We start from the raw sequence: 25,807 nt of genomic DNA, 5'->3' as shown, positions 1-25,807 counted from the left end.
CATGGCTATTTAGAATCGCCACCCATGAAAACTGAGACACCATCCGTAAAACTGGTTGCTATTTCTGCTGACGAAGCAGGGCAACGCATCGATAACTTTTTGCGCACCCAGCTCAAAGGCGTGCCGAAAAGCATGATCTACCGTATTTTGCGCAAAGGCGAAGTGCGGGTGAATAAAAAGCGCATTAAACCTGAATACAAACTTGAAGCGGGCGATGAAGTGCGCATTCCGCCGGTGCGGGTCGCGGAAAGAGAAGAAGCAGCGGTTTCGCCGCGTCTGCAAAAAGTGGCGCAGCTGAGCGATGTTATCCTTTATGAAGACGACCATATTCTGGTGCTGAATAAGCCCTCCGGCACTGCCGTACACGGTGGCAGCGGCCTGAGTTTTGGCGTGATTGAAGGGTTGCGCGCGCTGCGCCCGGAAGCCCGGTTCCTGGAGCTGGTGCACCGGCTCGACCGCGATACCTCCGGTGTGCTGCTGGTAGCAAAAAAGCGCTCGGCGCTGCGCTCGCTGCATGAACAGCTGCGCGGGAAAGATATGCAAAAGGATTATCTGGCGTTGGTGCGTGGGCAGTGGCAGTCGCATGTGAAAGTGGTGCAGGCGCCGCTTTTGAAAAACATCCTGCAAAGCGGTGAACGTATCGTGCGGGTGAGCAGTGAAGGCAAGCCGTCGGAAACCCGTTTTAAGGTCGAAGAGCGCTACGCATTCGCCACGCTGATGCGTTGCAGCCCGGTGACCGGTCGCACCCATCAGATTCGCGTGCATACGCAGCACGCTGGCCATCCGATTGCGTTTGACGATCGTTATGGCGACCGCGAGTTTGATAAGCAGCTCGCTGGTACGGGTTTGTCGCGGCTGTTTTTGCACGCGGCGGCGCTGAAATTTACCCATCCGGCCAGCGGCGAAACGCTGCGTATCGAAGCGCCGCTTGATGATGCGCTAAAACGCTGCCTGCAAGCGTTGCGTAACGCAAAATAAAAACGCCCCCATAAAAGGGGGCGCTCGTTACGGCTTTAACCATCTATCCAGCCACGGGAACACCTCATCCTGCTGTTCCTGATAAAACACATGCCCCAGCGTCGGCCACGTTTTGGTCACCAGTTTATCCCCGGCATTTTGCGATGACCAGATGTTGTGCACTTTCGTAAACGCGTCAGTTACCGCCTGAGACGGGAAAAGTTTGTCCTGACCGCCGCTGAATATCAGCATCGGTTTCGGCGCAGCGATGCTGGCGATATCCGGAATATCCAGCAGCGAGGCGATACCCGGATGCAACATATAAAATGCCGACTGGCCGCGCAGGATATTATTCCCCGGTTGCATCAGGCCATTTCTCGTCCCGAACCACGCGATAACGGCCGTTGCCGCCACTTTGTCGCTCAGGGCGGCAAGCTGCCAGGCACGGAAACCGCCCATCGAGAAGCCGAGCACGCCAATGCGCTGTTTATCGACGCTGGCAAGCGTGGCGAGAAAATCTACCGTGCGCATATCTTCATACGCCACTTCACCTGCAAGCGATCGTCCTAAGTTGAAATAGTTACTCGCCAGCGCCTGTTGTTGCTCGTAGACCATCGGGCCTCGCTCGCCCCAGCCCGGGCTGTCGATAGCAATGACCACATAGCCCCGGCTTGCCAGCTCGTCACCGATAAATTTGCCGCTGAAAAATTTATCGGCCCAGTTTTGCGCGATGGCCAGTTGAGCTTCATCGCCCCACGGACGGATAAGTTTTTCTTTGCCGATATCGAATTTCGAACCATGATCGTGCAGCAGCACCACGGCGGGATGCGGGCCGGGCGCTTTGGGGGTCAGCATCAGCGCCGAAATGCGGTTATCGTCGGTGATATTCAGCGCTACTTTTTGCGCCTGATAACTGCCGCGATCTTCTGTCGCAACAGGCTCTGGTGCGAAAGGTTTGTGTGAGTCGGGTGTGAGCAGGGCGCTGCGTAACAACTGGCGGCTGTGGTTTTGCCAGCGGCTAAAATCGCTCTCCTTACCGGAAAGCCAGGAGGCGGGGTAGTGCATTTGCGCCTTCAGGGTTTGCCAGTTTGCGGGGAGATTGCCTTCGACCACGCCCTGAGTTTGCCCGTTCTTCTGAGCATGTGCGCCAGCGGCGAGCAGCAATACTGCCGCCAGCGCCAGAGTAGATGAAATCTTCATTACCTCTCCTGAATTAAAACGGCGTTTTAATAATGAAGAGGACTGTAACGGCTGCTTAAAAAAGAATCTGTGATCGGTAAAGCATTAGCTTAACAACGGGTTATACTGCTCCCGGCGCAGCATCTGGCATAACGCAATCAGCGGCAAGCCCACCAGCGTGTTCGGGTCGCGGCCCTCAAGACGCTCGAAAAGCGCGATACCTAACCCTTCGCTTTTGAAACTGCCTGCGCAGTTTAACGGGTTCTCTTTGCGCAGATAGTCGTCAATTTCCTGCTCGCTCAAGTGGCGAAAATGGACATCGAACGGTTCGCATTCAGTTTGCAAATGCCCGGTGGCGGAATTATAGAGCGCAAGGCCCGTATAGAAGGTGACTATATTTCCCCGCGCTTTCATTAATTGCTGGCGCGCGTTTTCAACCGTATGCGGCTTGCCGGTTATTTCGCCATCCAGCACGCAAACCTGATCGGAGCCGATAATCAGGTGCGCGGGGTATTTTCCGGCCAGCGATTGCGCTTTTTCCTGCGCAAGGCGGGTGACCAGGTGGCGCGGCGCTTCGCCCGCATGGGGTGTTTCATCGGTATCGGGAGCGGCGCATTCAAAGGTGAGACCGAGCTTTTCCAGCAGGGCGCGGCGGTAGGGTGACGTCGAAGCAAGGATAATTGTAGACATATTTTTTTCACCAAATATGGCTTAACCGTGACAGGCAATTTAAACTTGTAGCCCGCAATGTGTGCGAATTATTGGCAAAAGGCAACCCTGGCTGCCTTTTTCTTTGACTATATGACATTACAAAGTTAATATGCGCGCCCTATGCAAAAGGTAAAATTACCCTTGACCCTTGATCCGGTCCGTACCGCTCAAAAGCGCCTTGATTACCAGGGAGTTTATACCCCCGATCAGGTCGAGCGCGTCGCCGAATCTGTGGTCAGTGTAGACAGTGATGTGGAGTGCTCCATGTCGTTCGCTATCGATAACCAGCGTCTTGCGGTATTAACCGGAGATGCAAAGGTCACGGTATCGCTCGAATGTCAGCGCTGCGGGAAACCGTTCACGCATCAGGTTTACACAACGTATTGTTTCAGCCCTGTACGTTCAGACGAACAGGCCGAAGCACTGCCGGAAGCGTATGAGCCGATTGAGGTTAACGAATTCGGTGAAATCGATCTGCTGGCAACGGTCGAGGATGAAATCATTCTCTCCCTGCCAGTTGTTCCGGTGCATGATTCTGAACACTGTGAAGTGTCCGAGGCGGACATGGTCTTTGGGGAACTGCCTGAAGAAGCGCAAAAACCAAATCCATTTGCCGTATTAGCCAGCTTAAAGCGTAAGTAATTGAGGAGTAAGGTCCATGGCCGTACAACAGAATAAACCAACCCGTTCCAAACGTGGCATGCGTCGTTCCCATGACGCGCTGACCGCAGTCACCAGCCTGTCTGTAGACAAAACTTCTGGTGAAACCCACCTGCGTCACCACATGACCGCTGACGGTTACTACCGCGGTCGCAAGGTTATCGCTAAGTAATCACGCGTAAGCGTGATTAGGCTTAGTGAGGCTTTCCCCGCGTAAGCGGGGATTTACCGAACCAGGCTGCGACGATACTTTGACACGTCTAACCCTGGCGTTAGATGTCATGGGGGGCGACTTTGGCCCGTCCGTGACAGTGCCTGCAGCTTTGCAGGCACTGAATTCTAATTCGCAACTCAACCTTCTTTTAGTCGGCGATCCCGACGCAATCACGCCATTACTTGCCAAAGCTGATTTCGGGCAGCGCTCGCGCGTGCTCATCGTTCCTTCACAATCAGTTATTGCCAGTGATGTCCGTGCCGCACAGGCTGTACGTAACAGCCGCGGCAGCTCAATGCGCATTGCGCTGGAGCTGGTGAAAGAAGGGCGCGCTCAGGCCTGCGTGAGCGCCGGGAATACCGGCGCGCTGATGGGGCTTTCGAAAATGCTGCTCAAGCCGCTCGACGGCATTGAGCGTCCGGCGCTGGTGACGGTATTGCCTCATCAACAAAAAGGCAAAACCGTGGTGCTGGATCTCGGCGCGAACGTGGACTGCGACAGCACGATGCTGGCGCAATTTGCGCTGATGGGTGCGGTGATGGCTGAGGAGATCCTCGGCATCGCCCGTCCGCGCGTGGCGTTATTAAATATTGGCGAAGAAGAAAGCAAAGGCCACGATAATATTCGTGACGCTGCCGCTTTATTAAAATCTATACCGTCAATGAACTATATTGGCTATCTGGAAGCGAACGAATTACTCACCGGTAAAACGGATGTACTGGTTTGTGATGGTTTTACGGGAAATGTCACATTAAAAACCATGGAAGGCGTTGTCAGAATGTTTCTTTCTTTGCTCAAATCACAAGGCGAAGGAAAAAAACGGTCGTGGTGGCTGATTTTATTAAAGCGTTGGTTACAAAAGAGCCTGACAAGGCGATTCAGTCACCTCAACCCCGACCAGTATAATGGCGCCTGTCTGTTAGGATTGCGCGGCACGGTGATTAAGAGTCATGGTGCGGCCAATCAGCGAGCTTTTTGCGTCGCGATTGAACAGGCGGTGCAGGCGGTGCAGCGGCAGGTTCCTCAACGGATTGCCGCTCGCCTGGGATCTGTGTATGCACAATCTGTTTCGTCTTCACAGGGTGACGAAAACGAGAGCGTGTGTGCTTTACCTAAGAGTGACTGAGCGTACATGTATACGAAGATTATTGGTACCGGCAGCTATCTGCCCGAGCAGGTTCGCACCAACGCCGATTTAGAAAAAATGGTGGAGACGTCCGACGAGTGGATTGTGACGCGCACGGGTATCCGCGAGCGCCGAATCGCTGCACCAAATGAAAACGTTTCGACTATGGGCTATGAAGCTGCTCAACGCGCGCTTGACATGGCTGGCATCGATAAAGACAAGATTGGCCTGATTATTGTTGCGACCACTTCCGCAACGCACGCCTTTCCCAGCGCCGCCTGCCAGATTCAGCAGATGCTGGATGTTAAAGGCTGCCCGGCATTTGATGTCGGAGCTGCCTGCGCAGGCTTTACCTATGCGCTGAGCATTGCCGATCAATACGTAAAGACCGGTGCGGTAGACTATGCGCTGGTGGTGGGTTCTGATGTGCTGGCCCGTACGCTGGACCCGGAAGATCGCGGTACGATTATTCTGTTTGGTGACGGCGCAGGTGCCGTGGTGCTGGGCGCTTCTGAAGAGCCGGGCATTCTTTCCACCCATCTGCACGCGGATGGTAGCTATGGCGAGTTGCTGACGCTGCCAAACCTTGACCGGGTCAATCCGGACAGCGCGACTTACCTGACGATGGCGGGTAACGAAGTGTTCAAAGTTGCGGTCACTGAGCTTGCGCGTATCGTTGATGAAACGCTGGCGGCCAATAACCTTGAGCGCAGCGAGCTGGACTGGCTGGTGCCGCACCAGGCTAACCTGCGTATTATCAGCGCGACCGCGAAAAAACTCGGTATGCCGATGGACAACGTGGTGGTGACGCTGGATCGCCACGGGAATACCTCTGCGGCGTCGGTTCCCAGTGCGCTTGATGAAGCGGTTCGCGACGGGCGCATTAAACCGGGTCAGCTGGTCCTGCTTGAAGCATTCGGCGGCGGCTTTACCTGGGGCTCCGCGCTGGTTCGTTTCTGAATAAAAGGATAAAAACATGACGCAATTTGCATTTGTTTTTCCGGGGCAAGGTTCCCAGACCGTTGGCATGCTGTCTGATATGGCGGCTGCGTACCCGGTTATTGAAGAGACTTTCTCCCAGGCTTCGGCCGTTCTGGGCTACGATCTGTGGGCGCTGGTGCAACAAGGCCCGGCGGAAGAACTGAATAAAACCTGGCAAACCCAACCGGCGCTGCTCACCGCGTCTGTTGCGTTGTGGCGCGTATGGCAGCAGCAGGGCGGGAAAAACCCGGTGCTGATGGCAGGCCATAGCCTGGGTGAATATTCTGCGCTGGTATGCGCGGGCGTTATTGATTTTGCCGATGCCGTTCGTCTCGTGGAGCTGCGCGGTAAATTTATGCAGGAAGCGGTGCCGGAAGGAACGGGCGCAATGGCGGCAATCATCGGTCTTGATGATGCGTCAATTGCTAAAGCCTGTGAAGAATCCGCCCAGGGTCAGGTGGTTTCTCCGGTAAACTATAACTCGCCAGGCCAGGTGGTGATTGCGGGTCATAAAGATGCGGTCGATCGCGCGGGCGCTGCCTGTAAAGCGGCGGGCGCCAAGCGTGCGCTGCCGCTGCCGGTAAGCGTGCCGTCTCACTGCGCGCTGATGAAGCCTGCCGCCGAAAAACTGGCCGTTGAGCTGAATAAAATTACCTTTAATGCGCCGCAAATCCCGGTGGTGAATAACGTGGATGTGCGGTGCGAAACAACGCCTGAGGCTATCCGCGATGCGCTGGTGCGCCAGCTTTACAGCCCGGTGCAGTGGACCAAAAGCGTTGAATTTATGGCATCACAGGGCGTTGAGCACCTGTATGAAGTGGGTCCGGGTAAAGTCCTCACCGGTCTGACGAAACGTATTGTTGACACCCTGACCGCTTCCGCGCTCAACGAGCCGGCTGCGCTGTCAGAGGCACTTACGCAATAAAAGAGGAAAACCATGAGTTTTGAAGGAAAAGTCGCGCTGGTTACCGGTGCAAGTCGCGGGATTGGCCGCGCTATTGCTGAAACCCTCGTTGCCCGTGGCGCGAAGGTTATCGGTACGGCGACCAGCGAGAGCGGCGCACAGGCAATCAGCGACTATTTAGGCGCGAATGGTAAAGGGCTGCTTCTGAATGTTACTGATGCGGCCTCTATCGAGTCTGTCCTGGAAAACATCCGCGCAGAGTTTGGCGAGGTGGATATTCTGGTTAATAATGCCGGTATTACCCGCGATAATCTGCTAATGCGCATGAAAGACGACGAGTGGAACGACATTCTCGATACTAATCTTTCATCCGTTTTCCGTCTGTCAAAAGCGGTAATGCGCGCTATGATGAAAAAGCGTCATGGGCGTATTATCACTATCGGTTCTGTGGTTGGTACCATGGGAAATGCCGGTCAGACCAACTACGCTGCGGCGAAGGCGGGTCTTATCGGTTTCAGTAAATCGCTGGCGCGCGAAGTTGCGTCCCGCGGTATTACAGTGAACGTTGTTGCTCCGGGCTTTATTGAAACGGACATGACGCGTGCGCTGTCTGAAGATCAGCGTGCGGGTATTCTGGCGCAAGTTCCTGCAGGCCGTCTTGGTGGTGCGCAGGAAATCGCCAATGCGGTTGCATTTTTAGCCTCTGACGAGGCGAGTTACATCACAGGTGAAACTTTGCACGTCAATGGCGGGATGTATATGGTTTAACCACGATGAAAATTATTTGCGTTATTGGGGGCAAAAGCCGCAAAATAGCGTAAAATCGTGGTAAGAACTGCCGGGATTTAGTTGCAAATTTTTCAACATTTTATACACTACGAAAACCATCGCGAAAGCGAGTTTTGATAGGAAATTTAAGAGTATGAGCACTATCGAAGAACGCGTTAAGAAAATTATCGGCGAACAGCTGGGCGTTAAGCAGGAAGAAGTTACCAACAATGCTTCCTTCGTTGAAGACCTGGGCGCTGATTCTCTTGACACCGTTGAGCTGGTAATGGCTCTGGAAGAAGAGTTTGATACTGAGATTCCGGACGAAGAAGCTGAGAAGATCACCACCGTTCAGGCTGCCATTGATTACATCAACGGTCACCAGGCGTAAGTGAACATCTCCAGGCGGTCGTTCGACCGCCTGAGTTTTATCTTTTTTGTCCCACGAACCTCTTTTTTATCCCTCCCTGGAGGACAAACGTGTCTAAGCGTCGTGTAGTTGTGACCGGACTTGGCATGTTGTCTCCTGTCGGCAATACCGTAGAGTCTACCTGGAAAGCTCTCCTTGCCGGTCAGAGTGGCATCAGCCTGATCGACCATTTCGATACTAGCGCCTATGCAACCAAATTTGCTGGCTTAGTAAAGGATTTTAATTGTGAAGACATCATCTCGCGCAAAGAACAGCGCAAGATGGATGATTTCATTCAATATGGAGTTGTGGCTGGCGTACAGGCCATGCAGGATTCTGGCCTCGAAGTCACGGAAGAAAACGCATCCCGTATTGGCGCAGCGATTGGTTCCGGTATCGGTGGCCTTGGCCTGATCGAAGAAAACCACAGCTCCCTTGTTAAGGGCGGGCCGCGTAAGATCAGCCCGTTCTTTGTACCGTCCACAATCGTAAACATGGTAGCCGGTCATCTGACCATCATGTTTGGCTTGCGCGGTCCAAGTATTTCGATTGCCACCGCCTGTACGTCTGGCGTGCATAACATTGGTCATGCTGCGCGCATTATCGCTTATGGCGATGCCGACGCAATGCTGGCCGGTGGGGCAGAAAAAGCCAGCACTCCGCTGGGCGTCGGTGGTTTCGGCGCAGCGCGCGCGCTCTCTACCCGCAACGATAATCCGCAGGCAGCAAGCCGCCCGTGGGATAAAGACCGTGACGGTTTTGTCCTCGGCGACGGCGCCGGTATTATCATGCTGGAAGAGTATGAGCATGCGAAAAAGCGCGGCGCGAAAATCTATGCTGAAATCGTTGGTTTTGGCATGAGCAGCGATGCTTACCATATGACGTCACCGCCGGAAAACGGCGAAGGCGCCGCCCTGGCGATGGTCCACGCACTGCGTGATGCGGGCATTGAACCGGGCCAGATTGGCTACGTTAACGCACACGGTACGTCTACCCCGGCGGGTGACAAAGCCGAAGCGCAGGCCGTGAAATCTGTGTTTGGCGATGCCGCGCGCAGCGTGCTGGTAAGCTCCACTAAATCCATGACCGGTCACCTGTTAGGTGCGGCAGGGGCAGTAGAATCTATCTACTCCATCCTTGCGCTGCGCGATCAGGCTGTTCCGCCAACCATCAACCTGGATAACCCGGATGACGGTTGCGACCTGGACTTCGTTCCGCACGAAGCACGTCAGGTCAGCGGGATGGAGTACACGCTGTGTAACTCCTTCGGTTTCGGTGGCACCAACGGCTCCCTGGTCTTCAGGAAAGTCTGATAATTGCTGCTGTAGGAAAGGCCCGCTTGTCGGGCCTTTTCTGTTCCGTTTATCCACTTGTTCTCTGTCTCCCATCCTGCCAAACTGTTCGGCCATGCATAAGGAGCCCCTATGTTCTTGATTAATGGCACAGAACAGCCCTGGCTTTCGGCCAGCGACCGGGCAATCCAGTTTGGCGACGGCTGCTTTACCACGGCGCGCATTCTTGGCGGGCAAATTCAGTTTATCGATGCACACCTGGAACGGTTGCGTCTTGCCTGCACGCGGCTAATGATCGCCTTCGAAGACTGGGGCGTGCTGGCGCATGAGATGGCAAACCTGGCCCAGGCCAAAGAGACCGGCGTGGTAAAAGTCATTCTGAGCCGGGGCGCGGGCGGGCGAGGCTACAGTGCCGCTTCCTGCACCGAGCCTGTACGCATTCTCGCACTGTCTGATGCACCGGCGCATTATGCGCGCTGGCGGGAACACGGGGTGACGCTGGCGTTAAGCCCGGTGCCGCTGGGACGCAACCCCTGGCTTGCGGGCATTAAGCACCTCAACCGCCTTGAGCAGGTTCTTATTCGTGCCCAGCTTGAGCAAACGCCTGCCGATGAAGCGTTAGTTCTCGACAGTGACGGCTGGGTGACAGAGTGCTGTGCGGCGAATATCTTGTGGCGTCAGGGGCAGAATGTCTTTACGCCACGGCTTGACCAGGCCGGTGTGGATGGCATCATGCGGCAATATTGCCTGCGCCAGCTGGCTGCCTCCAGGTTTACGGTTGCCGAAGTCCAGGCGCGGCCTGATGCGCTGGCCCAGGCCGATGAAGTCGTGATTTGCAACGCGCTGATGCCGCTGGTTCCTGTCCGCCAGTGGGATAAGTACAGCTGGTCAGCGCGCGATTTGTACCATTTTTTAGCCCCTCTGTGTGAGCAGATAACTCAGTCATGAAAAAAATGTTTAAGTTTGTCCTTCTCCTGCTGGTCGCGATGGGTATCGCGGCGGGCGCGGGCATGTGGAAGGTTCGCCAGCTGGCGAACAATAAAATTCTTATCAAAGACGAGACCATTTTCGCCCTTAAGGCCGGAACGGGCCGCCAGGCGTTGGGCGAGCAGCTCTATCGTGAAAAAGTCATCAATCGCCCGCGCGTGTTCCAGTGGCTGCTGCGCCTGGAGCCTGAGCTCTCTCACTTTAAAGCCGGGACGTACCGTTTTACCCCCGGCATGACCGTGCGCGAGATGTTGCAACTGCTGGAAAGCGGCAAAGAGGCGCAGTTCCCGCTGCGTCTGGTGGAAGGGATGCGCCTGAGCGATTACCTGCGCCAGCTCCGCGATGCGCCGTATATTCAGCACACGCTGAAAGACGACGATTACGCCACCGTTGCCAGCGCGCTGGAGTTTGAAAACCCGCAGTGGATTGAGGGCTGGTTCTGGCCGGATACCTGGATGTATACCGCCAACACGACGGATGTGGCGCTGCTCAAACGGGCGCATCAAAAAATGGTGCGCGCGGTGGAGCTTGCCTGGCAAGATCGCGCGCCGGATCTGCCGTATAAAGATAAAAACCAATTGGTGACGATGGCCTCCATCATTGAAAAAGAGACCGCCGTCGCCAGCGAACGCGACCAGGTGGCGTCGGTGTTTATCAACCGGTTGCGGGTAGGTATGCGCCTGCAAACGGATCCGACGGTTATCTACGGGATGGGCGCGCGTTATAATGGTAAGCTGTCGCGCGTGGATCTGGAAACACCGTCCGATTACAACACCTATGTGATTAATGGGTTGCCGCCAGGCCCGATAGCCACGCCCGGCGAAGCCTCGCTGCGCGCAGCGGCGCACCCGGCAAAGACGCCGTATCTCTATTTTGTCGCCGATGGCAAAGGTGGGCACACGTTTAATACTAACCTTATCAGCCATAACCGGTCAGTGCAGCAATACCTGAAAGTACTTAAGGAAAAAAATGGGCAGTAAATACATCGTTATCGAAGGGCTTGAAGGCGCCGGGAAAACCACCGCACGCGACGTGATCGTGGCAACGCTGAAAGAGCTGGGCGTGGGTGAGATGGTGTTTACGCGCGAACCGGGCGGTACGTTACTGGCCGAAAAATTGCGAAGCCTGGTGCTGGATATTCGCTCCGTCGGCGACGAAGTCATTTGCGATAAAGCAGAAGTCCTGATGTTTTACGCCGCCCGCGTACAGCTGGTCGAGACGGTTATTAAACCGGCGCTGGCGCGCGGTTGCTGGGTGGTGGGCGATCGTCACGATCTCTCGACCCAGGCCTACCAGGGCGGTGGCCGTGGTATCGATCAAGCCATGCTGGCGACATTGCGTGATGCGGTACTGGGTGATTTTCGCCCGGATCTGACGCTCTATCTGGATGTAACGCCGGAGGTGGGCCTGAAACGCGCCCGCGCGCGTGGCGAGCTGGACAGAATCGAGCAGGAGTCGCTGGACTTCTTTAACCGTACCCGCGCCCGCTACCTTGAGCTGGCCGCGCAGGATCCCAGTATTCGCACCATCGACTCAACTCAGCCGCTGGAGAAGGTCATCAGCGATATCCGCCAGACTGTCACCGCCTGGGTGCAGGAGCAGGGCGCATGAAATGGTATCCGTGGCTGCGACCGGACTTTGAGCAGCTGGCTGCCAGCTACCAGAGCGGGCACGGCCACCACGCGCTACTTGTTCATGCACTGCCCGGCATGGGGGACGATGCGCTTATCTATGCATTAAGCCGTTTTCTGTTGTGCCAGCAGCCGCAAGGGCATAAGAGCTGCGGCCAGTGCCGGGGTTGCCAGCTGATGCAGGCGGGCACGCATCCTGATTATTACGCGCTGGTACCGGAAAAAGGTAAAAGCACGCTGGGGATCGATGCGGTGCGCGATGTCAGCGAGAAGCTCTACGAGCATGCGCGCCTGGGCGGTGCCAAAGTGGTCTGGATCGAGGATGCCGCCATGCTCAGCGATGCTGCGGCCAATGCGTTACTGAAAACGCTTGAGGAGCCGCCTGCCGGGACGTGGTTCTTTCTTGGCTGCCGCGAGCCATCACGCCTGCTTGCGACACTGCGCAGCCGCTGCCGCCTGCATCACCTTGCGCCGCCGCCGGAAAGCTATGCCAGCACGTGGCTGGCACGAGAAGTGACGGCGTCACAAGAAGCAATATTGACCGCGCTACGCCTGTCGGCAGGTTCGCCAGGTGCGGCGCAGGAACTGTTGCAGGAGGCGCACTGGGCGCAGCGCCAGGCGCTTTGCCAGGCCTTATCGGCAACGCTTGCCAGCGGTGACTGGCTTGCTCTGCTGCCAACGCTGAACCATGATCAGGTTGCCGAGCGTCTGCAATGGCTCGCTTCGCTGTTTCTTGATGCGCTGAAAATTCAGCAAGGCGCGACGCTTATCACGAACGTAGACGCGCTGGCGCTGGTGCAGCAACTTGCCCGCCAGTTGCGCAGCGGTGTGCTGCATGCGCTGCTGAAGGCGGTGTTTACCTGCCGCGAACAGTTGCTGAGTGTCGTTGGTGTGAACCGCGAACTGCTGCTGACCGATCTTTTGTTAACGCTGGAACGCGACCTGCAATCCGGGGCCACGCTTCCTGTATCCCATCTGTAAGAGAGACATTATGTTTTTAGTCGACTCGCACTGCCACCTTGATGGCCTTGATTACCAGTCTTTGCATAAAGACGTTGACGATGTGCTGGCGAAAGCCGCCGCGCGTGATGTGAAATTTTGCCTTGCTGTGGCAACAACCCTGCCGGGCTACCGCTCGATGCGCGAACTGGTGGGCGAGCGTGACAACGTGGTGTTTTCCTGCGGCGTGCATCCGTTAAACCAGGACGAAAGCTGGGAGGTTGAGACGCTGCGCCAGCTGGCGGCAGAAGAGGGCGTAGTGGCGATGGGCGAAACCGGCCTTGATTATTTCTACACGCCGGAAACCAAAGCGCGCCAGCAAGAGTCGTTTCGCAACCATATTCGTATCGGGCGCGAACTGAATAAACCGGTGATTGTTCACACCCGTGACGCCCGCGCCGATACGCTGGCTATTTTGCGCGAAGAGAAGGTTTCTGAGTGCGGCGGGGTGCTGCACTGCTTTACCGAAGATCGGGAAACGGCGGGGAAATTGCTCGACATGGGTTTCTATATCTCTTTTTCCGGGATTGTGACGTTTCGCAACGCAGAGCAACTGCGCGACGCCGCACGTTTTGTGCCGCTGGACAGGTTACTGGTGGAGACGGATTCGCCTTATCTGGCGCCGGTTCCGCATCGGGGGAAAGAGAACCAGCCTGCGATGACGCGCGATGTTGCAGAATATGTTGCCGTGCTGAAGGGAGTTTCAGTCGAGCAACTGGCTGAACAAACCACGCAAAACTTTGCCACGTTGTTCCATATTGCCCCGTCCCGCCTGGCCCTGGCCTGAACATCAGGTTTTTTTAGGGCTCGTAATTAATACGTTTAAACGGTAGAGTTCACCGCCACGGAGAGGGTGGCGGAGGTTGTTTTTTGAGCAAATTTATCTAAAATATTTATAAAGTTTTGATATTTGACGTTAAGTCATACTGAAACGTGATAGCCGTCAAATAACACCGGCACGATTTATTTTACTCTTCGTAATAAATAAAAGGACGCTCAGACGTCCTTCATACGGCGCGGCTCTCCCCCCGCGCCAATACGCGAAAGCGTAATAAGAACTCATACTCAGGAGCACTCTCAATTATGTTTAAGAATGCATTTGCTAACCTGCAGAAGGTCGGTAAATCGTTGATGCTGCCAGTATCTGTACTGCCTATCGCAGGTATCCTGCTGGGCGTCGGTTCTGCAAACTTCAGCTGGCTGCCAGCGGTGGTTTCACATGTTATGGCCGAAGCGGGTGGTTCCGTTTTTGCTAACATGCCTCTGATCTTCGCTATCGGTGTTGCGCTCGGCTTCACCAACAACGATGGCGTTTCAGCGCTGGCTGCAGTTGTGGCATATGGCATCATGGTTAAGACCATGGCTGTTGTTGCGCCGCTGGTCCTGCATTTACCTGCTGAAGAAATCGCGGCCAAACACCTGGCAGATACCGGTGTCCTCGGGGGCATTATCTCCGGTGCGATTGCTGCTTATATGTTTAACCGCTTCTATCGCATTAAGTTGCCTGAATACCTGGGCTTCTTTGCCGGTAAACGCTTTGTGCCTATCATTTCAGGCCTGGCTGCCATTTTCACCGGCGTCGTGCTGTCCTTTATCTGGCCACCAATTGGTACCGCTATCCAGACCTTCTCTCAGTGGGCTGCTTACCAGAACCCGGTTGTGGCGTTCGGTATTTATGGCTTTATCGAGCGTTGCCTGGTGCCGTTTGGTCTGCACCATATCTGGAACGTTCCTTTCCAGATGCAGATTGGCGAATACACCAACGCGGCGGGTCAGGTGTTCCACGGCGATATCCCGCGTTATATGGCGGGCGACCCGACCGCGGGTATGCTCTCCGGCGGCTTCCTGTTCAAAATGTACGGTCTGCCGGCTGCGGCCATTGCTATCTGGCACTCAGCTAAACCGGAAAACCGCGCCAAAGTGGGCGGTATTATGATCTCCGCTGCGCTGACGTCGTTCCTGACCGGGATAACTGAGCCTATCGAGTTCTCCTTCATGTTCGTGGCGCCGATTCTGTATATCATTCACGCGATCCTCGCGGGTCTGGCATTCCCAATCTGCATCCTGCTGGGCATGCGTGATGGCACCTCGTTCTCACACGGTTTGATTGACTTTATCGTGCTGAGCGGTAACAGCAGCAAGCTGTGGCTGTTCCCGATTGTCGGTATTGGCTACGCTATCGTTTACTACGTGATATTCCGCGTGCTTATCAAAGCGCTAAACCTGAAAACGCCGGGTCGGGAAGATTCGAGCGAGGAGAGCAAAGCGGGCGCATCCAGCGAAATGGCGCCAGCACTGGTTGCGGCGTTCGGTGGTAAAGAGAACATCACGAACCTGGATGCGTGCATCACGCGTTTACGTGTTAGCGTTGCGGACGTGACGAAGGTGGATCAGGCTGGTCTGAAACAGCTTGGCGCAGCGGGTGTGGTGGTTGCAGGCTCCGGTGTACAGGCGATTTTCGGTACCAAGTCCGATAACCTGAAAACCGAGATGGATGAATACATCCGCAGCAACTAATACATCGTCAGGGGAGACTGAGGGAGCCGAATGGCTCCCTTTTTAATGGCTGGAATCTGTCAGAAACTGTAGCTGGCGCTGACAGAGAAGTTAAGCGGCTCGCCATAAACCCAGGTGCGGCTGTCGATATTGGTATCGTACTTTTTATCGAACAAGTTATTGACGTTACCCTGTACTGAAAGCTGTTTTGTGACCTGATAGCGCGCAAACAGATCAACCAGCGCTAAGCTGCCCTGTTCGGAGCGGAAATTGCCATCAGCGGTGCTGACATTTGCCCAGACACGGTTCTGCCACTTCACGCCGCCGCCCACGGTCAGATCCTGCAGCATTGGCAAACGGTAGCTGGTGAAGACTTTCATCGAGGTGCGCGGCAGGTTTGGGTTCACCGGGTTGCCGTCCTGGTCCTCAGCCAGATAACGGGTTGCACCGAAGGTCATCTGCCAGTTGTCGGTCAGCGCACCGTTCACTTCCAGCTCCACACCTTTACTGACTGCGCCGTCTACCGCTTTGTAAGCACTTTCGCTACCGGTACCCTGCACTACGCCGCCGGTTGCCTGGCCGAGGTTATCCTGCTCGATACGGAAAACCGCCAGCGAGGTGGTCAGGCGGCTGTTCATCCAGTCCGATTTCAGGCCCAGCTCATAGTTTTTACCGGTGATTGGCGAGAGGTATTGACCGCTCTCATCACGCAGCGCCTGCGGGTTGAAGATGGAGGTATAGCTGGCATAAGTAGACCAGGTATCATTGATGTCATACACCAGCCCGGCATAAGGCGTGATGTTGTTCTTCTCCATCTCCTGGGTCAGCGTCTCCAGCTTATATTTGGTATAGCGCGCGCCAAGGATCAGGTGCAGCGGGTCGGCGAGTGAAATACGGGTCGCCAAATATGCAGACTGCTGGCGGATAGTATCGTCCTGCGCCAGACTCAGCGGGTTCCAGTTCGTTTCCGGGAAGTTATTATGGTAGTCGTAAAGGCTGCCTAACTCATCCGGGTACACATTTGCCCATGAGCTAAAGTAGCGGTTGTTTTGCTTGCTCAGGTTGCCGCCAACCATCAGTTCATGCTGGCGACCAAACAGATCGTAAGAACCGTTGGCATAGACATCCAGCGCATCCACTTTGCGTTTGCCGGTGTTATAACCGGTGCCGCCAATATAGGTGTAAGGCGCGCCGTAAGGGCTGACCATAAATCCGCTGGCTTTATCAATGGTGCCATCCAGATACATGGACTTGCTGTCGAGTTCCATCTCGGTGTGCGTACCGTTGACGGTCAACAGCCAGTCGCTGCCGAGGTTTTGTTTGAGCGTGGCGAAGGTACGTTTGGAGATTTTATTGTTATAAGCCCAGTCCGGCGCCGTGCTGTCGCTACGATTCGGGTTCGTTTTGCTGCCATCGGTATACCAGCGCGGGAGACCGCCCCAGGTCGGGCTGTCGACGTCAATTTCCTGATAGTCATAACCGACTGAGAAAGAGGTCGCCTCGGTGAGATCCACATCCAGCACGCCGTAAAAGAACTTTTTCTCCTGGCTGTAGCGATCGAGCCAGCTGTCATTGTGCTGATAGCCCGCTACCATACGCCCGCGAATGTTGCCGTTCTCGGTTAGCGGGGCCGAGACATCGGCGACATAGCGCTGCTTGTTCCAGCTACCGTACTCTGCGGTGACGCTGGATTTAAATTCCCGGCTGTCGGCATGTTTACGCACCATATTCACTGAAGCCGACGGGTTGCCCGCGCCGGTCATCAGGCCGGTTGCGCCGCGAACCACTTCCACACGCTCAAACAATGCGGTATCAGACAGCGCATCGCCCATATTCCAGCGTGATTCAAAAATCGTCGGGATGCCGTCAATCATGTAGTTATCGATTAAAAAGCCGCGGGAATAGAAGGTGCTTCTGTCTGAATCCGCCACGCTTTCAAATACGCCGGTGGTATTTTTCAGCACATCTCCCAGGGTTTCCAGCTGTTGGTCCTTCATCCGCTGCTGCGTGGTAATACTGACCGACTGAGGAATATCGCGCTGCACCAGCGTCATTTTAGTTCCCGCTGCGGTGGTTTTCGCGTTGTAGTCCTGCTCTTCGCTGTATGCAGTCGTTGCGTTTGAACCTTCAACGATAACGGTATCCTCCGGGTTTGGAGACGCGGCAACGCTGGCAGCAGGGGCGAGCGCGAAAGCAATACTGACAGCAAGCAGAGACGGTGCCGCGACGCGCGGACGCACCTGATCGGTGAAAGACATAATAAACCCTTAATGGTGTGTTAGAAGATGTGCCGGGTCGCGATGCGTTGCCGCGCCTGGCGGTTTTTTTTAATTTGGTAAGTAATAATTGCGCATGAAAATGCAAATGCGAAATATACGCATTCACAGAATCGATGTAAACAGATGTGACATTTATTACTGAAATGGCATTTCAGCGCAGCGGGAAGCGCCGGTTGGTTATTACAGCGGCGACTCGTTCTGAAAGGCGAAAGAAAAAGAGCGTTATGGTTGAAAGAACTGGAGAAACTCGATCATACTCTATGGCAAGTAATTGACGACAGCTGCGGGGGCAACTCGCGCTTCTATAAGGAAAACGTCATGGCCGAAGAAACCATTTTTAGTAAAATTATCCGCCGCGAGATCCCCTCGGACATCATCTATCAGGACGAGCTGGTCACCGCCTTTCGCGACATCTCCCCGCAGGCACCGACGCATGTGCTGATTGTTCCCAACATCCTTATTCCTACCGTTAATGATGTTACCGAAGCTCATGAGCAGGCGCTGGGGCGTATGCTGACCGTGGCGGCGAAAATCGCCAAAGATGAAGGGATTGCGCAGGATGGGTACCGTCTTATCATGAACTGTAACCGTCACGGCGGGCAGGAGGTCTACCATATCCATATGCACCTGCTTGGCGGGCGACCGTTGGGGCCGATGCTGACGCACAAGGGCGTGTAACATGCTAAGAGGACGTGTCGCGCTGGGGCTTGCGGCGCTACTGCTCGCCGGATGCCGTTCGCAGCCGGAAATCCCGGTGGCCAGCGATCAAACGCTGGTGATGGAGTCCAGCATCCTCGCGGCGGGCATCAGCGCCCAGCCGCCCACCTTTAACGCGCGCGATCTGCAATCTTCCGCGTCCTCGCGCCTTTTTAATGAAAGGCAGAAGCCTGTAACCGTGCATTATCGTTTTTACTGGTATGACGCCAGAGGTCTGGAGATGCACCCTCTGGAGCAACCGCGCAGCGTGACAATTCCGGCGAATTCAGCCGTCACGCTGTATGGCAGCCCCGGGGCATTGGGGGCGCACAGCGTCAGACTGTATCTCTACCTGTAAGGGGTGACACTTGATTAGAACTATTGGACGCTATGCTTTATTGACAACGCTTGCCCTGGTCCTTTCAGGGTGTATTACGCAAAATGAACAACAGCCCGCGCCGGTTGACCAGGTGGGCGGTACGCAACCTGCGCAGCCGCAGCAACCTCTGCCGACGGTACCGTCTGTTCCTGAGATACCGGAGCAACCTGGGCCGGTTGTGCATCAGGATGAAAACGGTCAACCGGTGCCGCGCGAGCGCCATTTCGACTGGAACGGTGCGGTGCAGCCCATGGTCAGTAAAATGCTGCAGGCTAACGGCGTGACCGCAGGCAGTATTTTGCTGGTGGATAACGTGAATAACCGGACGAACGGCTCAATTAATACCAGCGAGGCGACGGACGTAGTGCGTAACGCGCTGGCAAATAACGGCACCTTTACGCTGGTGACGGCGCAGCAACTGTCGATGGCGAAGCAGCAACTGGGGCTTTCTGCGCAGGACAGCCTCGGCAGTCGCAGCAAAGCCATCGGTATCGCCCGCAATGTCGGGGCGCAATATGTGCTCTACTCAAATGCGACCGGCAGCGTCAGCTCACCGACGTTGCAAATGCAACTGATGCTGGTGCAAACGGGCGAGATTATCTGGTCAGGTAAAGGCTCCGTTGCGCAACAATAAACAGAGGCGTGACGAGGTACTGTCACGCTACTTCCCGACCTTTTCTCCCGTCGCCAGCCAGAACACCGGGCTAAGCGGTGGGAGTTGTCTTATCAGCGACGGGCGGCAAACGCTGGTGCTGCGCCAGCGTCATCCGGGTATCTCTTCGTCATTCTTGCGCCAGTACCGCGTGCTTCAGCATTTACCCGCAACGATTGCGCCGAAGCCGCGGCTTTGGGCGGGTGAGTGGATGGCCGTCGAGTATGTTCCCGGAAAGACACACAGTCAGTTGCCCGACAGCGGGTCGCTGGCAACCCTGCTGCACGCGTTGCATCGCGAAGCCTGTTTTGGCTGGCGCATTTCGCTGCTGCCGCTGCTTGTCAGTTACTGGCAGCAGTGCGATCCTGCCCGCCGCACGCCCGGGTGGCTACGCTGGTTAAAAAAGCTCCGCCAGCGTGGCGAACCGCACCCTTTGCGGCTCGCACCTTTGCATATGGATGTCCATCCTAGCAATCTGGTGCACACACCGCAGGGGCTGAGACTGATTGACTGGGAATATGCCGGAGACGGTGATGTCGCCCTCGAACTGGCCGCCGTGTGGATGGATGACGCTGCGCGGCGGGCGCTGGTAGCGGCGTATGCCCGCGAGGCCGCGCTGGATGCCGCGCAACTCTGGCGGCATGTGCAGCGCTGGCGTCCCTGGGTATTACTGCTGATGGCGGGCTGGTATGAGTGCCGCTGGCAGCAGACGAACGATCAACAATTTATTACGCTGGCCAATGAGATATGGCGCCAGCTTAACGAGCAAGGAAAAGAGAGATGAGTGTGGGTCCGGTCATGTTGGATGTGGAAGGGTACGAACTGGATGCAGAGGAGCGCGATATTCTGGCGCATCCGTCGGTCGGCGGCCTGATCCTCTTTACGCGTAATTACCACGATCCGCAGCAGTTGCGCGAACTGGTGCGCCAGATCCGCAGCGCATCACGTCAGCGCCTGGTGGTGGCGGTGGACCAGGAGGGCGGGCGCGTGCAGCGTTTTCGCGACGGTTTCACGCGGCTGCCAGCCGCACAGTCCTTTGCCGCGTTGCACGGTCTGGAAGAGGGCGGTCGCCTGGCCGAGGACGCGGGCTGGCTGATGGCCAGCGAAATGATCGCCATGGATATTGATATCAGCTTTGCGCCGGTACTGGATGTTGGCCATATTAGCGCCGCCATTGGCGAGCGCTCTTACCACGCACAGCCGCAAAAAGCGCTGGCGATGGCGACGCGTTTTATCGACGGTATGCACAGCGCCGGTATGAAAACGACCGGTAAACACTTTCCCGGGCACGGTGCGGTCACGGCGGATTCGCATAAAGAGACGCCTCACGACGATCGCCCGCAGGCGGAGATCCGCGAAAAAGATATGTCGGTGTTTCGCGCGTTGATTGAGCAGAACAAGCTCGATGCTATCATGCCTGCGCATGTGATTTATCGCGACGCCGATCCGCTGCCCGCCAGCGGGTCGCCGTACTGGCTGAAAACCGTGCTGCGCGGCGAGCTGGGGTTCGACGGGGTTATCTTCTCCGATGATTTGTCGATGGAGGGCGCTGCCGTTATGGGAAGTTATGCCGAGCGCGCGCAGGCATCGCTGGACGCGGGTTGCGATATGATCCTCGTCTGCAATAATCGTAAAGGCGCAGTGAGTGTGTTAGATAACCTGTCGCCGATCAATGCTGAGCGTGTTACACAATTGTATCATAAAGGTTCCTTTTCTCGTCAGGAGTTGATGAGCTCCCCGTGCTGGAAGGCTGTCAGCCAGGCGCTGGAGCAGCTGCACGAGCGCTGGCAGGAGCAGAAAGCCGCTCATTAACTCTGCGCACGCGATGATCGAAGTGGTGAGGGTACCATGATTATTTATTTACACGGTTTTGACTCAAACAGTCCCGGCAACCATGAAAAAGTGTTGCAGTTACAGTTTATCGATCCGGATGTGCGCCTGATTAGCTACAGTACTTTGCATCCGAAGCATGATATGCAACATCTGCTGAAAGAAGTGGATAAAATGCTGCAACTCAATGTTGATGAGCGCCCGCTCATTTGCGGCGTCGGTCTGGGTGGATACTGGGCTGAGCGCATCGGCTTTTTGTGCGATGTCCGTCAGGTTATCCTTAACCCGAACCTGTTTCCGTATGAGAACATGGAGGGCAAGATCGATCGCCCTGAAGAGTACGAGGATATCGCGACCAAATGCGTGGCTAACTTCCGCGAGAAAAACCGCGATCGCTGCCTGGTGATTTTGTCCCGTAACGATGAGGCGCTTGATAACCAGCGCACGTCGGATATGTTGCATCACTTTTATGAAATCGTCTGGGACGAAGAGCAATCGCATAAGTTCAAGAATATTTCCCCCCATTTGCAGCGCATCAAGGCGTTTAAAACGCTCGGATGACCCCCGTTCCGGCAGCCCGCTGCTGCCGGAATTTTCCTCTTTTTATCCCCTTTTATCCCCTTTTATCCCCGCTGCAACTACACTTGTTCAACTTTTAATCATCAAAACTTGATGTATATCAATTTTGGTATGACCAATGATCCGTTCATGCTATTCTCGGTATCAATGACAAAAATCATGCGCGTAAGCCTTTGTTAATTAAAGGCTATTTTTATAACCTTTAGTTAACAATTGGTTAATATTTTAAGGGGGTCACGTTGACTACACCATTAAGAAAAATTGTGATTGTAGGCGGTGGCGCTGGCGGTCTGGAGCTGGCAACTCAGCTGGGAAAAAAGCTGGGCCGCGGTAAAAAAGCCAAAATTACGCTGGTGGATCGCAATCACAGTCATCTCTGGAAACCGCTGCTGCACGAAGTGGCGACGGGTTCTCTGGATGAGGGCGTTGATGCGCTCAGTTACCTGGCCCATGCGCGTAATCACCACTTCCAGTTCCAGCTTGGTTCCGTGGTGGACATTAACCGTGAAAACAAAACGATTACCCTGGCGGAGCTGCGCGATGACAAAGGCGAGCTGCTGGTGCCGGAGCGTAAGCTGGCGTATGACACGCTGGTGATGGCGCTGGGCAGTACCTCGAACGACTTCAACACGCCAGGGGTAAAAGAGCACTGCATCTTCCTTGATAACCCGCATCAGGCGCGCCGTTTCCATCAGGAAATGCTTAACCTGTTCCTGAAATATTCCGCTAACCTTGGCGTAAACGGCAAAGTGAATATCGCTATCGTGGGCGGCGGGGCGACCGGGGTGGAGCTGTCTGCCGAGTTGCATAACGCGGTGAAACAGCTGCACAGCTATGGCTACAAAGGGCTGAGCAACGACGCGCTCAATGTGACGCTGGTGGAGGCCGGAGAGCGCATTCTGCCTGCGCTGCCGCCGCGTATCTCTGCTGCGGCGCATGCTGAGCTGAGCAAGATGGGCGTGCGCGTACTGACCCAGACGATGGTGACCAGCGCGGACGAGGGCGGTCTGCACACCAAAGAGGGCGAGTACATCAAAGCCGACCTGATGGTGTGGGCGGCTGGGATCAAAGCGCCGGACTTTATGAAAGAGATTGGCGGTCTGGAAACGAACCGCATCAATCAGCTGGTGGTGGAGCAGACGCTGCAAACCACCCGTGATCCGGATATTTACGCAATCGGCGACTGCGCATCTTGCGCGCGCCCGGAAGGGGGCTTCGTGCCGCCGCGCGCGCAGGCGGCCCATCAGATGGCAAGCCTTGCGCTGCACAATATTCTGGCGCAGATCAAAGGCAAACCACTCAAAGCGTATGTCTACAAAGATCACGGTTCGCTGGTTTCGCTCTCTAATTACTCGACGGTGGGTAGCCTGATGGGCAACCTGATGCGCGGCTCGATGATGATTGAAGGGCGTATCGCCCGTTTCGTTTATATCTCCCTGTACCGTATGCATCAGATTGCGCTGCACGGCTATTTCAAAACCGGTCTGATGATGCTGGTGGGCAGCATCAACCGGGTGATCCGCCCGCGGCTTAAACTGCACTGATCCCTTTCTGCTCCCCTGTGAAAATTTCGGGGGAGCAGAATATCCTGCTGCGAGAGCCGCAAAGGCGCTCAGACAACTCTGAATAAGTCATTTCTGTTTCAATTATCCGTTTTTTTCCTCTCTTTCCGATTGGCTTTCATGCTGCGCGCATTGCAGAATTGTTATCAATAGCAAACCAGGGAGAGAATCCTGTGAATAAATCAATGTTAGCGGGTATCGGAATTGGCGTGGCCGCTGCGCTGGGCGTTGCAGCGGTGGCCAGTTTGAGTGCATTTAATCGTGGCCCCCAGTACGCGCAGGTCGTATCCGCCACGCCAATCAAAGAGACGGTGAAAACGCCGCGTCAGGAGTGCCGGAATGTAACGGTGACGCACCGTCGCCCGGTGCAGGATGAACACCGTCTTACTGGTTCTGTCCTCGGGGCGGTTGCCGGTGGCGTGCTTGGCCATCAGTTTGGCGGCGGGCGCGGTAAAGATGTGGCGACCGTGGTGGGTGCGTTAGGCGGTGGTTACGCGGGTAACCAAATCCAGGGCGGTATGCAGGAAAGAGATACCTACACCACAACGCAGCAGCGTTGCAGCACGGTTTACGATAAATCAGAAAAAATGCTGGGCTATGATGTTACCTATAAGATAGGCGATCAGCAGGGGAAAATCCGTATGGATAAAGACCCCGGAACGCAGATCCCGCTGGACAGTAACGGCCAGCTTATCCTGAATAACAAAGCGTAAAAAAAGCACTACTCTGCATGTTGACTCCTCATCGCTCAGGCTGAGGAGTCTTTTTTGTGTATTAAAAAAGCCTTGCGTCTGTGCAAGGCTTTTTACGTGTCAAATGAGACTGTGTTGGCGAACCACCAGCACCCCGGTGATAAGGATTGAAATAAATGCGAACAATACCGAGCCACCACACAATACCCACAGACCAAATAACAATGTAATTACTATTAGCACTTTGATGAATGGTAATAGCAAAATCATTTTATTTTTCCTTCTGCATGCGATTAGTCAGTAAAAGCCCTTCTTCAAATAAGACATCAAAGAGAACAGGTAAGTAAAAGTGGTCGTGCCGCTTATTGTTATGTATTACGTTGATCAATTGTTAGCTAATCAATAATCACAATTAATCATAGCAAAGCGGGGGAATAATCCTATAGTTTTTACCTATCGTTATTTCGCACAGAAGAGAGCCGGGCGGTTAACTGCCCGGCAGGAGCGTCAGGCTGCTATCAGCGAGGGCCACAAGCGTAGCGTCGTGTGGGTTATCTGCATCAGTTTGTCGTAGCTCGCCCCTTCACGGGCGCTTATCGACATCCCTTGCAGAATACAGCTAATAAACTGTGCCAGCACTTGTGGGTTCGCGTCAGGCGGGATTTCCCCGCCAAGCTGGCGCTGGCGCAGAAAGTGCAGCAGCGTCTCTTCCTGCTTCGCATGGCGCGACTTGATAGTACTGGCAATCGCGTGCGAAGAGGCCGCCAGTGTCGCCGAGGTATTAATCATAAAACACCCGGCGGGCGTATCGGTGCTGGTAAAGCAGGTTGCGATGGCGCTGAAATAGTCGCGCAAAGCCTGTTCCACCGGCTTTTCTTCACAGTGCAATAATGCTTCCTGTTGACTGGCGAAGCGCGCGATGTACCGGTCTAATACCGCGCGAAACAGCCCTTCTTTGTTGGTGAACTCCGCATACAGCGTCGGTGCTTTGGCGCCGGTTGCTTCCACGAGATCAGATAATGATGTGGCTTCGTAACCATGCTGCCAGAACAGCGTCATGGCTTTGTCGAGTGCTGCTTCCCTGTCGAACACCTTGGGTCGGCCACGGCTTTTTTTACTGCAATTGCTAACATCATTGCTCATAGTGCCGCTTACTTGTGTTGTTTTGTTGAACAACCATTATAAAAATAATCCCCTGAGATGACCAGACGCAAATCGCACAAATAATTAAATCCTATATCAATGAATTTTAAGCATTTAATAAATTAATTAACGTCCGTTACTAAAATGTATTGACGTGTGACTGTGATCACACTTATTATTTATCTATCGATCGTTAATTAAATAATCAACGACACCATTCATCTGCATACAGGTAACGACTATGAAAAACGTAAAAGCCCTTATCGCCGCCGTCGCGCTCAGCTCGCTCTCCTTCGCAAGTGTCGCCGCAGTAGAAGTTCAGACTGCTCCTGCAGACCAGCAACGCATGACCTCTATTGGCGTCACCGCTGGCCCGAACCTGGCCTCTGTTGAAACTGAACTGGCGCAGAAAGCTGAGCAGATGGGCGCGAAATCTTTCCGCATCACTTCCGTTTCGGGTCCGGGCAACCTGCACGGTACCGCAGTATTGTATAAATAAGGCCAAACCCTCATTGACCCTTATGCCACTGCAATAAAAAAGGCTCCACACTGTGGTAATACCGTTCACTTAAGCGGAGCGGTACTGCGTTTCACCGGATAACGGGTTTTTGACATCTTAACCGCCCTCGGCCTTGATGGTCGGGGGCGTTTTGTTATAAACACTGCTTCCAGATTTCCCCG

Annotated in this window: 28 protein-coding genes; 24 read left to right on the top strand and 4 right to left on the bottom strand. The window is 54.9% G+C overall.

What is annotated here, in order from left to right; genetic code table 11:
* The first annotated feature begins 24 nt into the window (after window positions 1–24).
* Window positions 25–978 carry a 23S rRNA pseudouridine(955/2504/2580) synthase RluC gene (gene rluC, locus ACTU3N_RS00250; RefSeq protein WP_443084155.1) on the top strand — a complete coding sequence of 318 codons (954 nt, stop codon included), beginning with the start codon at window positions 25–27 and terminating at the stop codon, window positions 976–978.
* Between the two features lie 27 nt (window positions 979–1,005).
* On the opposite strand, the gene ACTU3N_RS00245 is transcribed toward rluC, so the two are convergent.
* Together ACTU3N_RS00245 and ACTU3N_RS00240 are read right to left on the bottom strand one after the other, a co-directional pair.
* Complete coding sequence (locus ACTU3N_RS00245) at window positions 1,006–2,157, bottom strand: dienelactone hydrolase family protein (protein WP_443084154.1); 1,152 nt, start codon at window positions 2,155–2,157, stop codon at window positions 1,006–1,008.
* Window positions 2,158–2,241: 84 nt separating this feature from the next.
* A complete protein-coding gene (locus ACTU3N_RS00240; RefSeq protein ID WP_443084153.1) occupies window positions 2,242–2,826 on the bottom strand; it encodes a Maf family protein in 585 nt (194 codons plus the stop codon).
* A 141-nt stretch (window positions 2,827–2,967) separates the two neighbouring features.
* Here ACTU3N_RS00240 and yceD point away from each other — a divergent pair, with 141 nt between their 5' ends.
* The 14 genes from yceD to ptsG all read left to right on the top strand — a co-directional run bounded on the left by yceD (window position 2,968) and on the right by ptsG (window position 15,335).
* Window positions 2,968–3,489: a 23S rRNA accumulation protein YceD gene (gene yceD / locus ACTU3N_RS00235; RefSeq protein WP_443084152.1), complete on the top strand. Its 522-nt coding sequence runs from the start codon at window positions 2,968–2,970 to the stop codon at window positions 3,487–3,489.
* 16 nt (window positions 3,490–3,505) lie between these two features.
* Window positions 3,506–3,679, top strand: a complete 174-nt coding sequence (gene rpmF, locus ACTU3N_RS00230) for a 50S ribosomal protein L32 (protein WP_443084151.1) — start codon at window positions 3,506–3,508, stop codon at window positions 3,677–3,679.
* Window positions 3,680–3,758: 79 nt separating this feature from the next.
* Window positions 3,759–4,847, top strand: a complete 1,089-nt coding sequence (gene plsX / locus ACTU3N_RS00225) for a phosphate acyltransferase PlsX (RefSeq protein WP_443084150.1) — start codon at window positions 3,759–3,761, stop codon at window positions 4,845–4,847.
* Window positions 4,848–4,853: 6 nt separating this feature from the next.
* The gene (locus tag ACTU3N_RS00220; protein WP_443084149.1) at window positions 4,854–5,807 is read left to right on the top strand and encodes a beta-ketoacyl-ACP synthase III; all 954 of its coding nucleotides are present in this window, start codon (window positions 4,854–4,856) and stop codon (window positions 5,805–5,807) included.
* A gap of 16 nt (window positions 5,808–5,823) precedes the next feature.
* Window positions 5,824–6,753: an ACP S-malonyltransferase gene (gene fabD, locus ACTU3N_RS00215; RefSeq protein WP_443084148.1), complete on the top strand. Its 930-nt coding sequence runs from the start codon at window positions 5,824–5,826 to the stop codon at window positions 6,751–6,753.
* Window positions 6,754–6,765: 12 nt separating this feature from the next.
* Window positions 6,766–7,500 (top strand): 3-oxoacyl-ACP reductase FabG, encoded by a 735-nt coding sequence (gene fabG / locus ACTU3N_RS00210; RefSeq protein ID WP_443084147.1) that lies wholly within the window; start codon window positions 6,766–6,768, stop codon window positions 7,498–7,500.
* A gap of 154 nt (window positions 7,501–7,654) precedes the next feature.
* Entirely contained in the window at window positions 7,655–7,891 is a 237-nt protein-coding gene (gene acpP, locus ACTU3N_RS00205) for an acyl carrier protein (RefSeq protein WP_000103754.1), read from the top strand.
* Between the two features lie 89 nt (window positions 7,892–7,980).
* Window positions 7,981–9,222 carry a beta-ketoacyl-ACP synthase II gene (gene fabF, locus ACTU3N_RS00200; protein WP_443084146.1) on the top strand — a complete coding sequence of 414 codons (1,242 nt, stop codon included), beginning with the start codon at window positions 7,981–7,983 and terminating at the stop codon, window positions 9,220–9,222.
* 111 nt (window positions 9,223–9,333) lie between these two features.
* On the top strand, window positions 9,334–10,149 hold the full coding sequence (gene pabC, locus ACTU3N_RS00195) for an aminodeoxychorismate lyase (protein ID WP_443084145.1): 816 nt from the start codon (window positions 9,334–9,336) through the stop codon (window positions 10,147–10,149).
* Window positions 10,150–10,154: 5 nt separating this feature from the next.
* Complete coding sequence (gene yceG, locus ACTU3N_RS00190; protein WP_443084144.1) at window positions 10,155–11,168, top strand: cell division protein YceG; 1,014 nt, start codon at window positions 10,155–10,157, stop codon at window positions 11,166–11,168.
* Window positions 11,158–11,799: a dTMP kinase gene (gene tmk / locus ACTU3N_RS00185; RefSeq protein ID WP_443084143.1), complete on the top strand. Its 642-nt coding sequence runs from the start codon at window positions 11,158–11,160 to the stop codon at window positions 11,797–11,799. Before yceG ends, tmk begins: the two co-directional genes overlap by 11 nt.
* Complete coding sequence (gene holB, locus ACTU3N_RS00180; RefSeq protein WP_443084142.1) at window positions 11,796–12,800, top strand: DNA polymerase III subunit delta'; 1,005 nt, start codon at window positions 11,796–11,798, stop codon at window positions 12,798–12,800. The genes tmk and holB overlap by 4 nt, the downstream gene beginning before the upstream one ends.
* A 10-nt stretch (window positions 12,801–12,810) precedes the next feature.
* Window positions 12,811–13,605, top strand: a complete 795-nt coding sequence (locus ACTU3N_RS00175) for a metal-dependent hydrolase (protein WP_443084141.1) — start codon at window positions 12,811–12,813, stop codon at window positions 13,603–13,605.
* A gap of 296 nt (window positions 13,606–13,901) precedes the next feature.
* Entirely contained in the window at window positions 13,902–15,335 is a 1,434-nt protein-coding gene (gene ptsG / locus ACTU3N_RS00170; protein WP_443084140.1) for a PTS glucose transporter subunit IIBC, read from the top strand.
* A 59-nt stretch (window positions 15,336–15,394) separates the two neighbouring features.
* On the opposite strand, the gene fhuE is transcribed toward ptsG, so the two are convergent.
* Complete coding sequence (gene fhuE, locus ACTU3N_RS00165; protein ID WP_443084139.1) at window positions 15,395–17,572, bottom strand: ferric-rhodotorulic acid/ferric-coprogen receptor FhuE; 2,178 nt, start codon at window positions 17,570–17,572, stop codon at window positions 15,395–15,397.
* Window positions 17,573–17,911: 339 nt separating this feature from the next.
* Between fhuE and hinT the strand changes: the two genes are divergently transcribed.
* From hinT to ACTU3N_RS00125, 8 genes are all read left to right on the top strand, one after another.
* Window positions 17,912–18,271, top strand: coding sequence for a purine nucleoside phosphoramidase (gene hinT, locus ACTU3N_RS00160; protein WP_443084138.1), 360 nt, complete (start codon window positions 17,912–17,914; stop codon window positions 18,269–18,271).
* A 1-nt stretch (window position 18,272) separates the two neighbouring features.
* On the top strand, window positions 18,273–18,647 hold the full coding sequence (locus tag ACTU3N_RS00155) for a YcfL family protein (protein WP_443084137.1): 375 nt from the start codon (window positions 18,273–18,275) through the stop codon (window positions 18,645–18,647).
* A 10-nt stretch (window positions 18,648–18,657) separates the two neighbouring features.
* Entirely contained in the window at window positions 18,658–19,302 is a 645-nt protein-coding gene (lpoB, locus tag ACTU3N_RS00150; protein ID WP_443084136.1) for a penicillin-binding protein activator LpoB, read from the top strand.
* On the top strand, window positions 19,289–20,104 hold the full coding sequence (gene thiK, locus ACTU3N_RS00145; RefSeq protein ID WP_443084135.1) for a thiamine kinase: 816 nt from the start codon (window positions 19,289–19,291) through the stop codon (window positions 20,102–20,104). Before lpoB ends, thiK begins: the two co-directional genes overlap by 14 nt.
* Entirely contained in the window at window positions 20,101–21,132 is a 1,032-nt protein-coding gene (gene nagZ, locus ACTU3N_RS00140; RefSeq protein WP_443084134.1) for a beta-N-acetylhexosaminidase, read from the top strand. The genes thiK and nagZ overlap by 4 nt, the downstream gene beginning before the upstream one ends.
* A 36-nt stretch (window positions 21,133–21,168) precedes the next feature.
* Window positions 21,169–21,711, top strand: coding sequence for an alpha/beta hydrolase YcfP (gene ycfP, locus ACTU3N_RS00135; RefSeq protein ID WP_443084133.1), 543 nt, complete (start codon window positions 21,169–21,171; stop codon window positions 21,709–21,711).
* A 257-nt stretch (window positions 21,712–21,968) separates the two neighbouring features.
* Complete coding sequence (locus tag ACTU3N_RS00130) at window positions 21,969–23,273, top strand: NAD(P)/FAD-dependent oxidoreductase (protein WP_443084132.1); 1,305 nt, start codon at window positions 21,969–21,971, stop codon at window positions 23,271–23,273.
* A gap of 191 nt (window positions 23,274–23,464) precedes the next feature.
* Entirely contained in the window at window positions 23,465–24,004 is a 540-nt protein-coding gene (locus tag ACTU3N_RS00125) for a glycine zipper 2TM domain-containing protein (RefSeq protein ID WP_443084131.1), read from the top strand.
* 486 nt (window positions 24,005–24,490) lie between these two features.
* Here the strand turns inward: ACTU3N_RS00125 and ACTU3N_RS00120 are convergent, their stop codons facing one another.
* Window positions 24,491–25,126, bottom strand: coding sequence for a TetR/AcrR family transcriptional regulator (locus ACTU3N_RS00120; RefSeq protein ID WP_443084130.1), 636 nt, complete (start codon window positions 25,124–25,126; stop codon window positions 24,491–24,493).
* A gap of 241 nt (window positions 25,127–25,367) precedes the next feature.
* Between ACTU3N_RS00120 and bhsA the strand changes: the two genes are divergently transcribed.
* On the top strand, window positions 25,368–25,625 hold the full coding sequence (gene bhsA / locus ACTU3N_RS00115) for a multiple stress resistance protein BhsA (protein ID WP_443084129.1): 258 nt from the start codon (window positions 25,368–25,370) through the stop codon (window positions 25,623–25,625).
* The last annotated feature ends 182 nt before the right edge of the window (window positions 25,626–25,807 follow it).

The sequence above is a fragment of the Vagococcus sp. WN89Y genome (assembly GCF_052220145.1).
Lineage (GTDB): Bacteria > Pseudomonadota > Gammaproteobacteria > Enterobacterales > Enterobacteriaceae > Kosakonia.
The sequence above is the reverse complement of the archived record's forward strand: the minus strand, read 5'-3'. Positions and strand labels throughout refer to the sequence as shown.

What these genes read in the sequence shown, in the direction of transcription:
- ACTU3N_RS00240 (WP_443084153.1), bottom strand. Translation starts at nt 2,826, where the DNA reads ATGTCTACAATTATCCTTGCTTCGACGTCACCCTACCGCCGCGCCCTG.
- rpmF (WP_443084151.1), top strand. Translation starts at nt 3,506, where the DNA reads ATGGCCGTACAACAGAATAAACCAACCCGTTCCAAACGTGGCATGCGT.
- ycfP (WP_443084133.1), top strand. Translation starts at nt 21,169, where the DNA reads ATGATTATTTATTTACACGGTTTTGACTCAAACAGTCCCGGCAACCAT.
- hinT (WP_443084138.1), top strand. Translation starts at nt 17,912, where the DNA reads ATGGCCGAAGAAACCATTTTTAGTAAAATTATCCGCCGCGAGATCCCC.
- ptsG (WP_443084140.1), top strand. Translation starts at nt 13,902, where the DNA reads ATGTTTAAGAATGCATTTGCTAACCTGCAGAAGGTCGGTAAATCGTTG.
- bhsA (WP_443084129.1), top strand. Translation starts at nt 25,368, where the DNA reads ATGAAAAACGTAAAAGCCCTTATCGCCGCCGTCGCGCTCAGCTCGCTC.
- pabC (WP_443084145.1), top strand. Translation starts at nt 9,334, where the DNA reads ATGTTCTTGATTAATGGCACAGAACAGCCCTGGCTTTCGGCCAGCGAC.
- ACTU3N_RS00120 (WP_443084130.1), bottom strand. Translation starts at nt 25,126, where the DNA reads ATGAGCAATGATGTTAGCAATTGCAGTAAAAAAAGCCGTGGCCGACCC.
- acpP (WP_000103754.1), top strand. Translation starts at nt 7,655, where the DNA reads ATGAGCACTATCGAAGAACGCGTTAAGAAAATTATCGGCGAACAGCTG.
- fabD (WP_443084148.1), top strand. Translation starts at nt 5,824, where the DNA reads ATGACGCAATTTGCATTTGTTTTTCCGGGGCAAGGTTCCCAGACCGTT.
- fhuE (WP_443084139.1), bottom strand. Translation starts at nt 17,572, where the DNA reads ATGTCTTTCACCGATCAGGTGCGTCCGCGCGTCGCGGCACCGTCTCTG.
- ACTU3N_RS00155 (WP_443084137.1), top strand. Translation starts at nt 18,273, where the DNA reads ATGCTAAGAGGACGTGTCGCGCTGGGGCTTGCGGCGCTACTGCTCGCC.
- tmk (WP_443084143.1), top strand. Translation starts at nt 11,158, where the DNA reads ATGGGCAGTAAATACATCGTTATCGAAGGGCTTGAAGGCGCCGGGAAA.
- ACTU3N_RS00175 (WP_443084141.1), top strand. Translation starts at nt 12,811, where the DNA reads ATGTTTTTAGTCGACTCGCACTGCCACCTTGATGGCCTTGATTACCAG.
- fabG (WP_443084147.1), top strand. Translation starts at nt 6,766, where the DNA reads ATGAGTTTTGAAGGAAAAGTCGCGCTGGTTACCGGTGCAAGTCGCGGG.
- yceD (WP_443084152.1), top strand. Translation starts at nt 2,968, where the DNA reads ATGCAAAAGGTAAAATTACCCTTGACCCTTGATCCGGTCCGTACCGCT.
- ACTU3N_RS00245 (WP_443084154.1), bottom strand. Translation starts at nt 2,157, where the DNA reads ATGAAGATTTCATCTACTCTGGCGCTGGCGGCAGTATTGCTGCTCGCC.
- holB (WP_443084142.1), top strand. Translation starts at nt 11,796, where the DNA reads ATGAAATGGTATCCGTGGCTGCGACCGGACTTTGAGCAGCTGGCTGCC.
- yceG (WP_443084144.1), top strand. Translation starts at nt 10,155, where the DNA reads ATGTTTAAGTTTGTCCTTCTCCTGCTGGTCGCGATGGGTATCGCGGCG.
- nagZ (WP_443084134.1), top strand. Translation starts at nt 20,101, where the DNA reads ATGAGTGTGGGTCCGGTCATGTTGGATGTGGAAGGGTACGAACTGGAT.
- rluC (WP_443084155.1), top strand. Translation starts at nt 25, where the DNA reads ATGAAAACTGAGACACCATCCGTAAAACTGGTTGCTATTTCTGCTGAC.
- ACTU3N_RS00220 (WP_443084149.1), top strand. Translation starts at nt 4,854, where the DNA reads ATGTATACGAAGATTATTGGTACCGGCAGCTATCTGCCCGAGCAGGTT.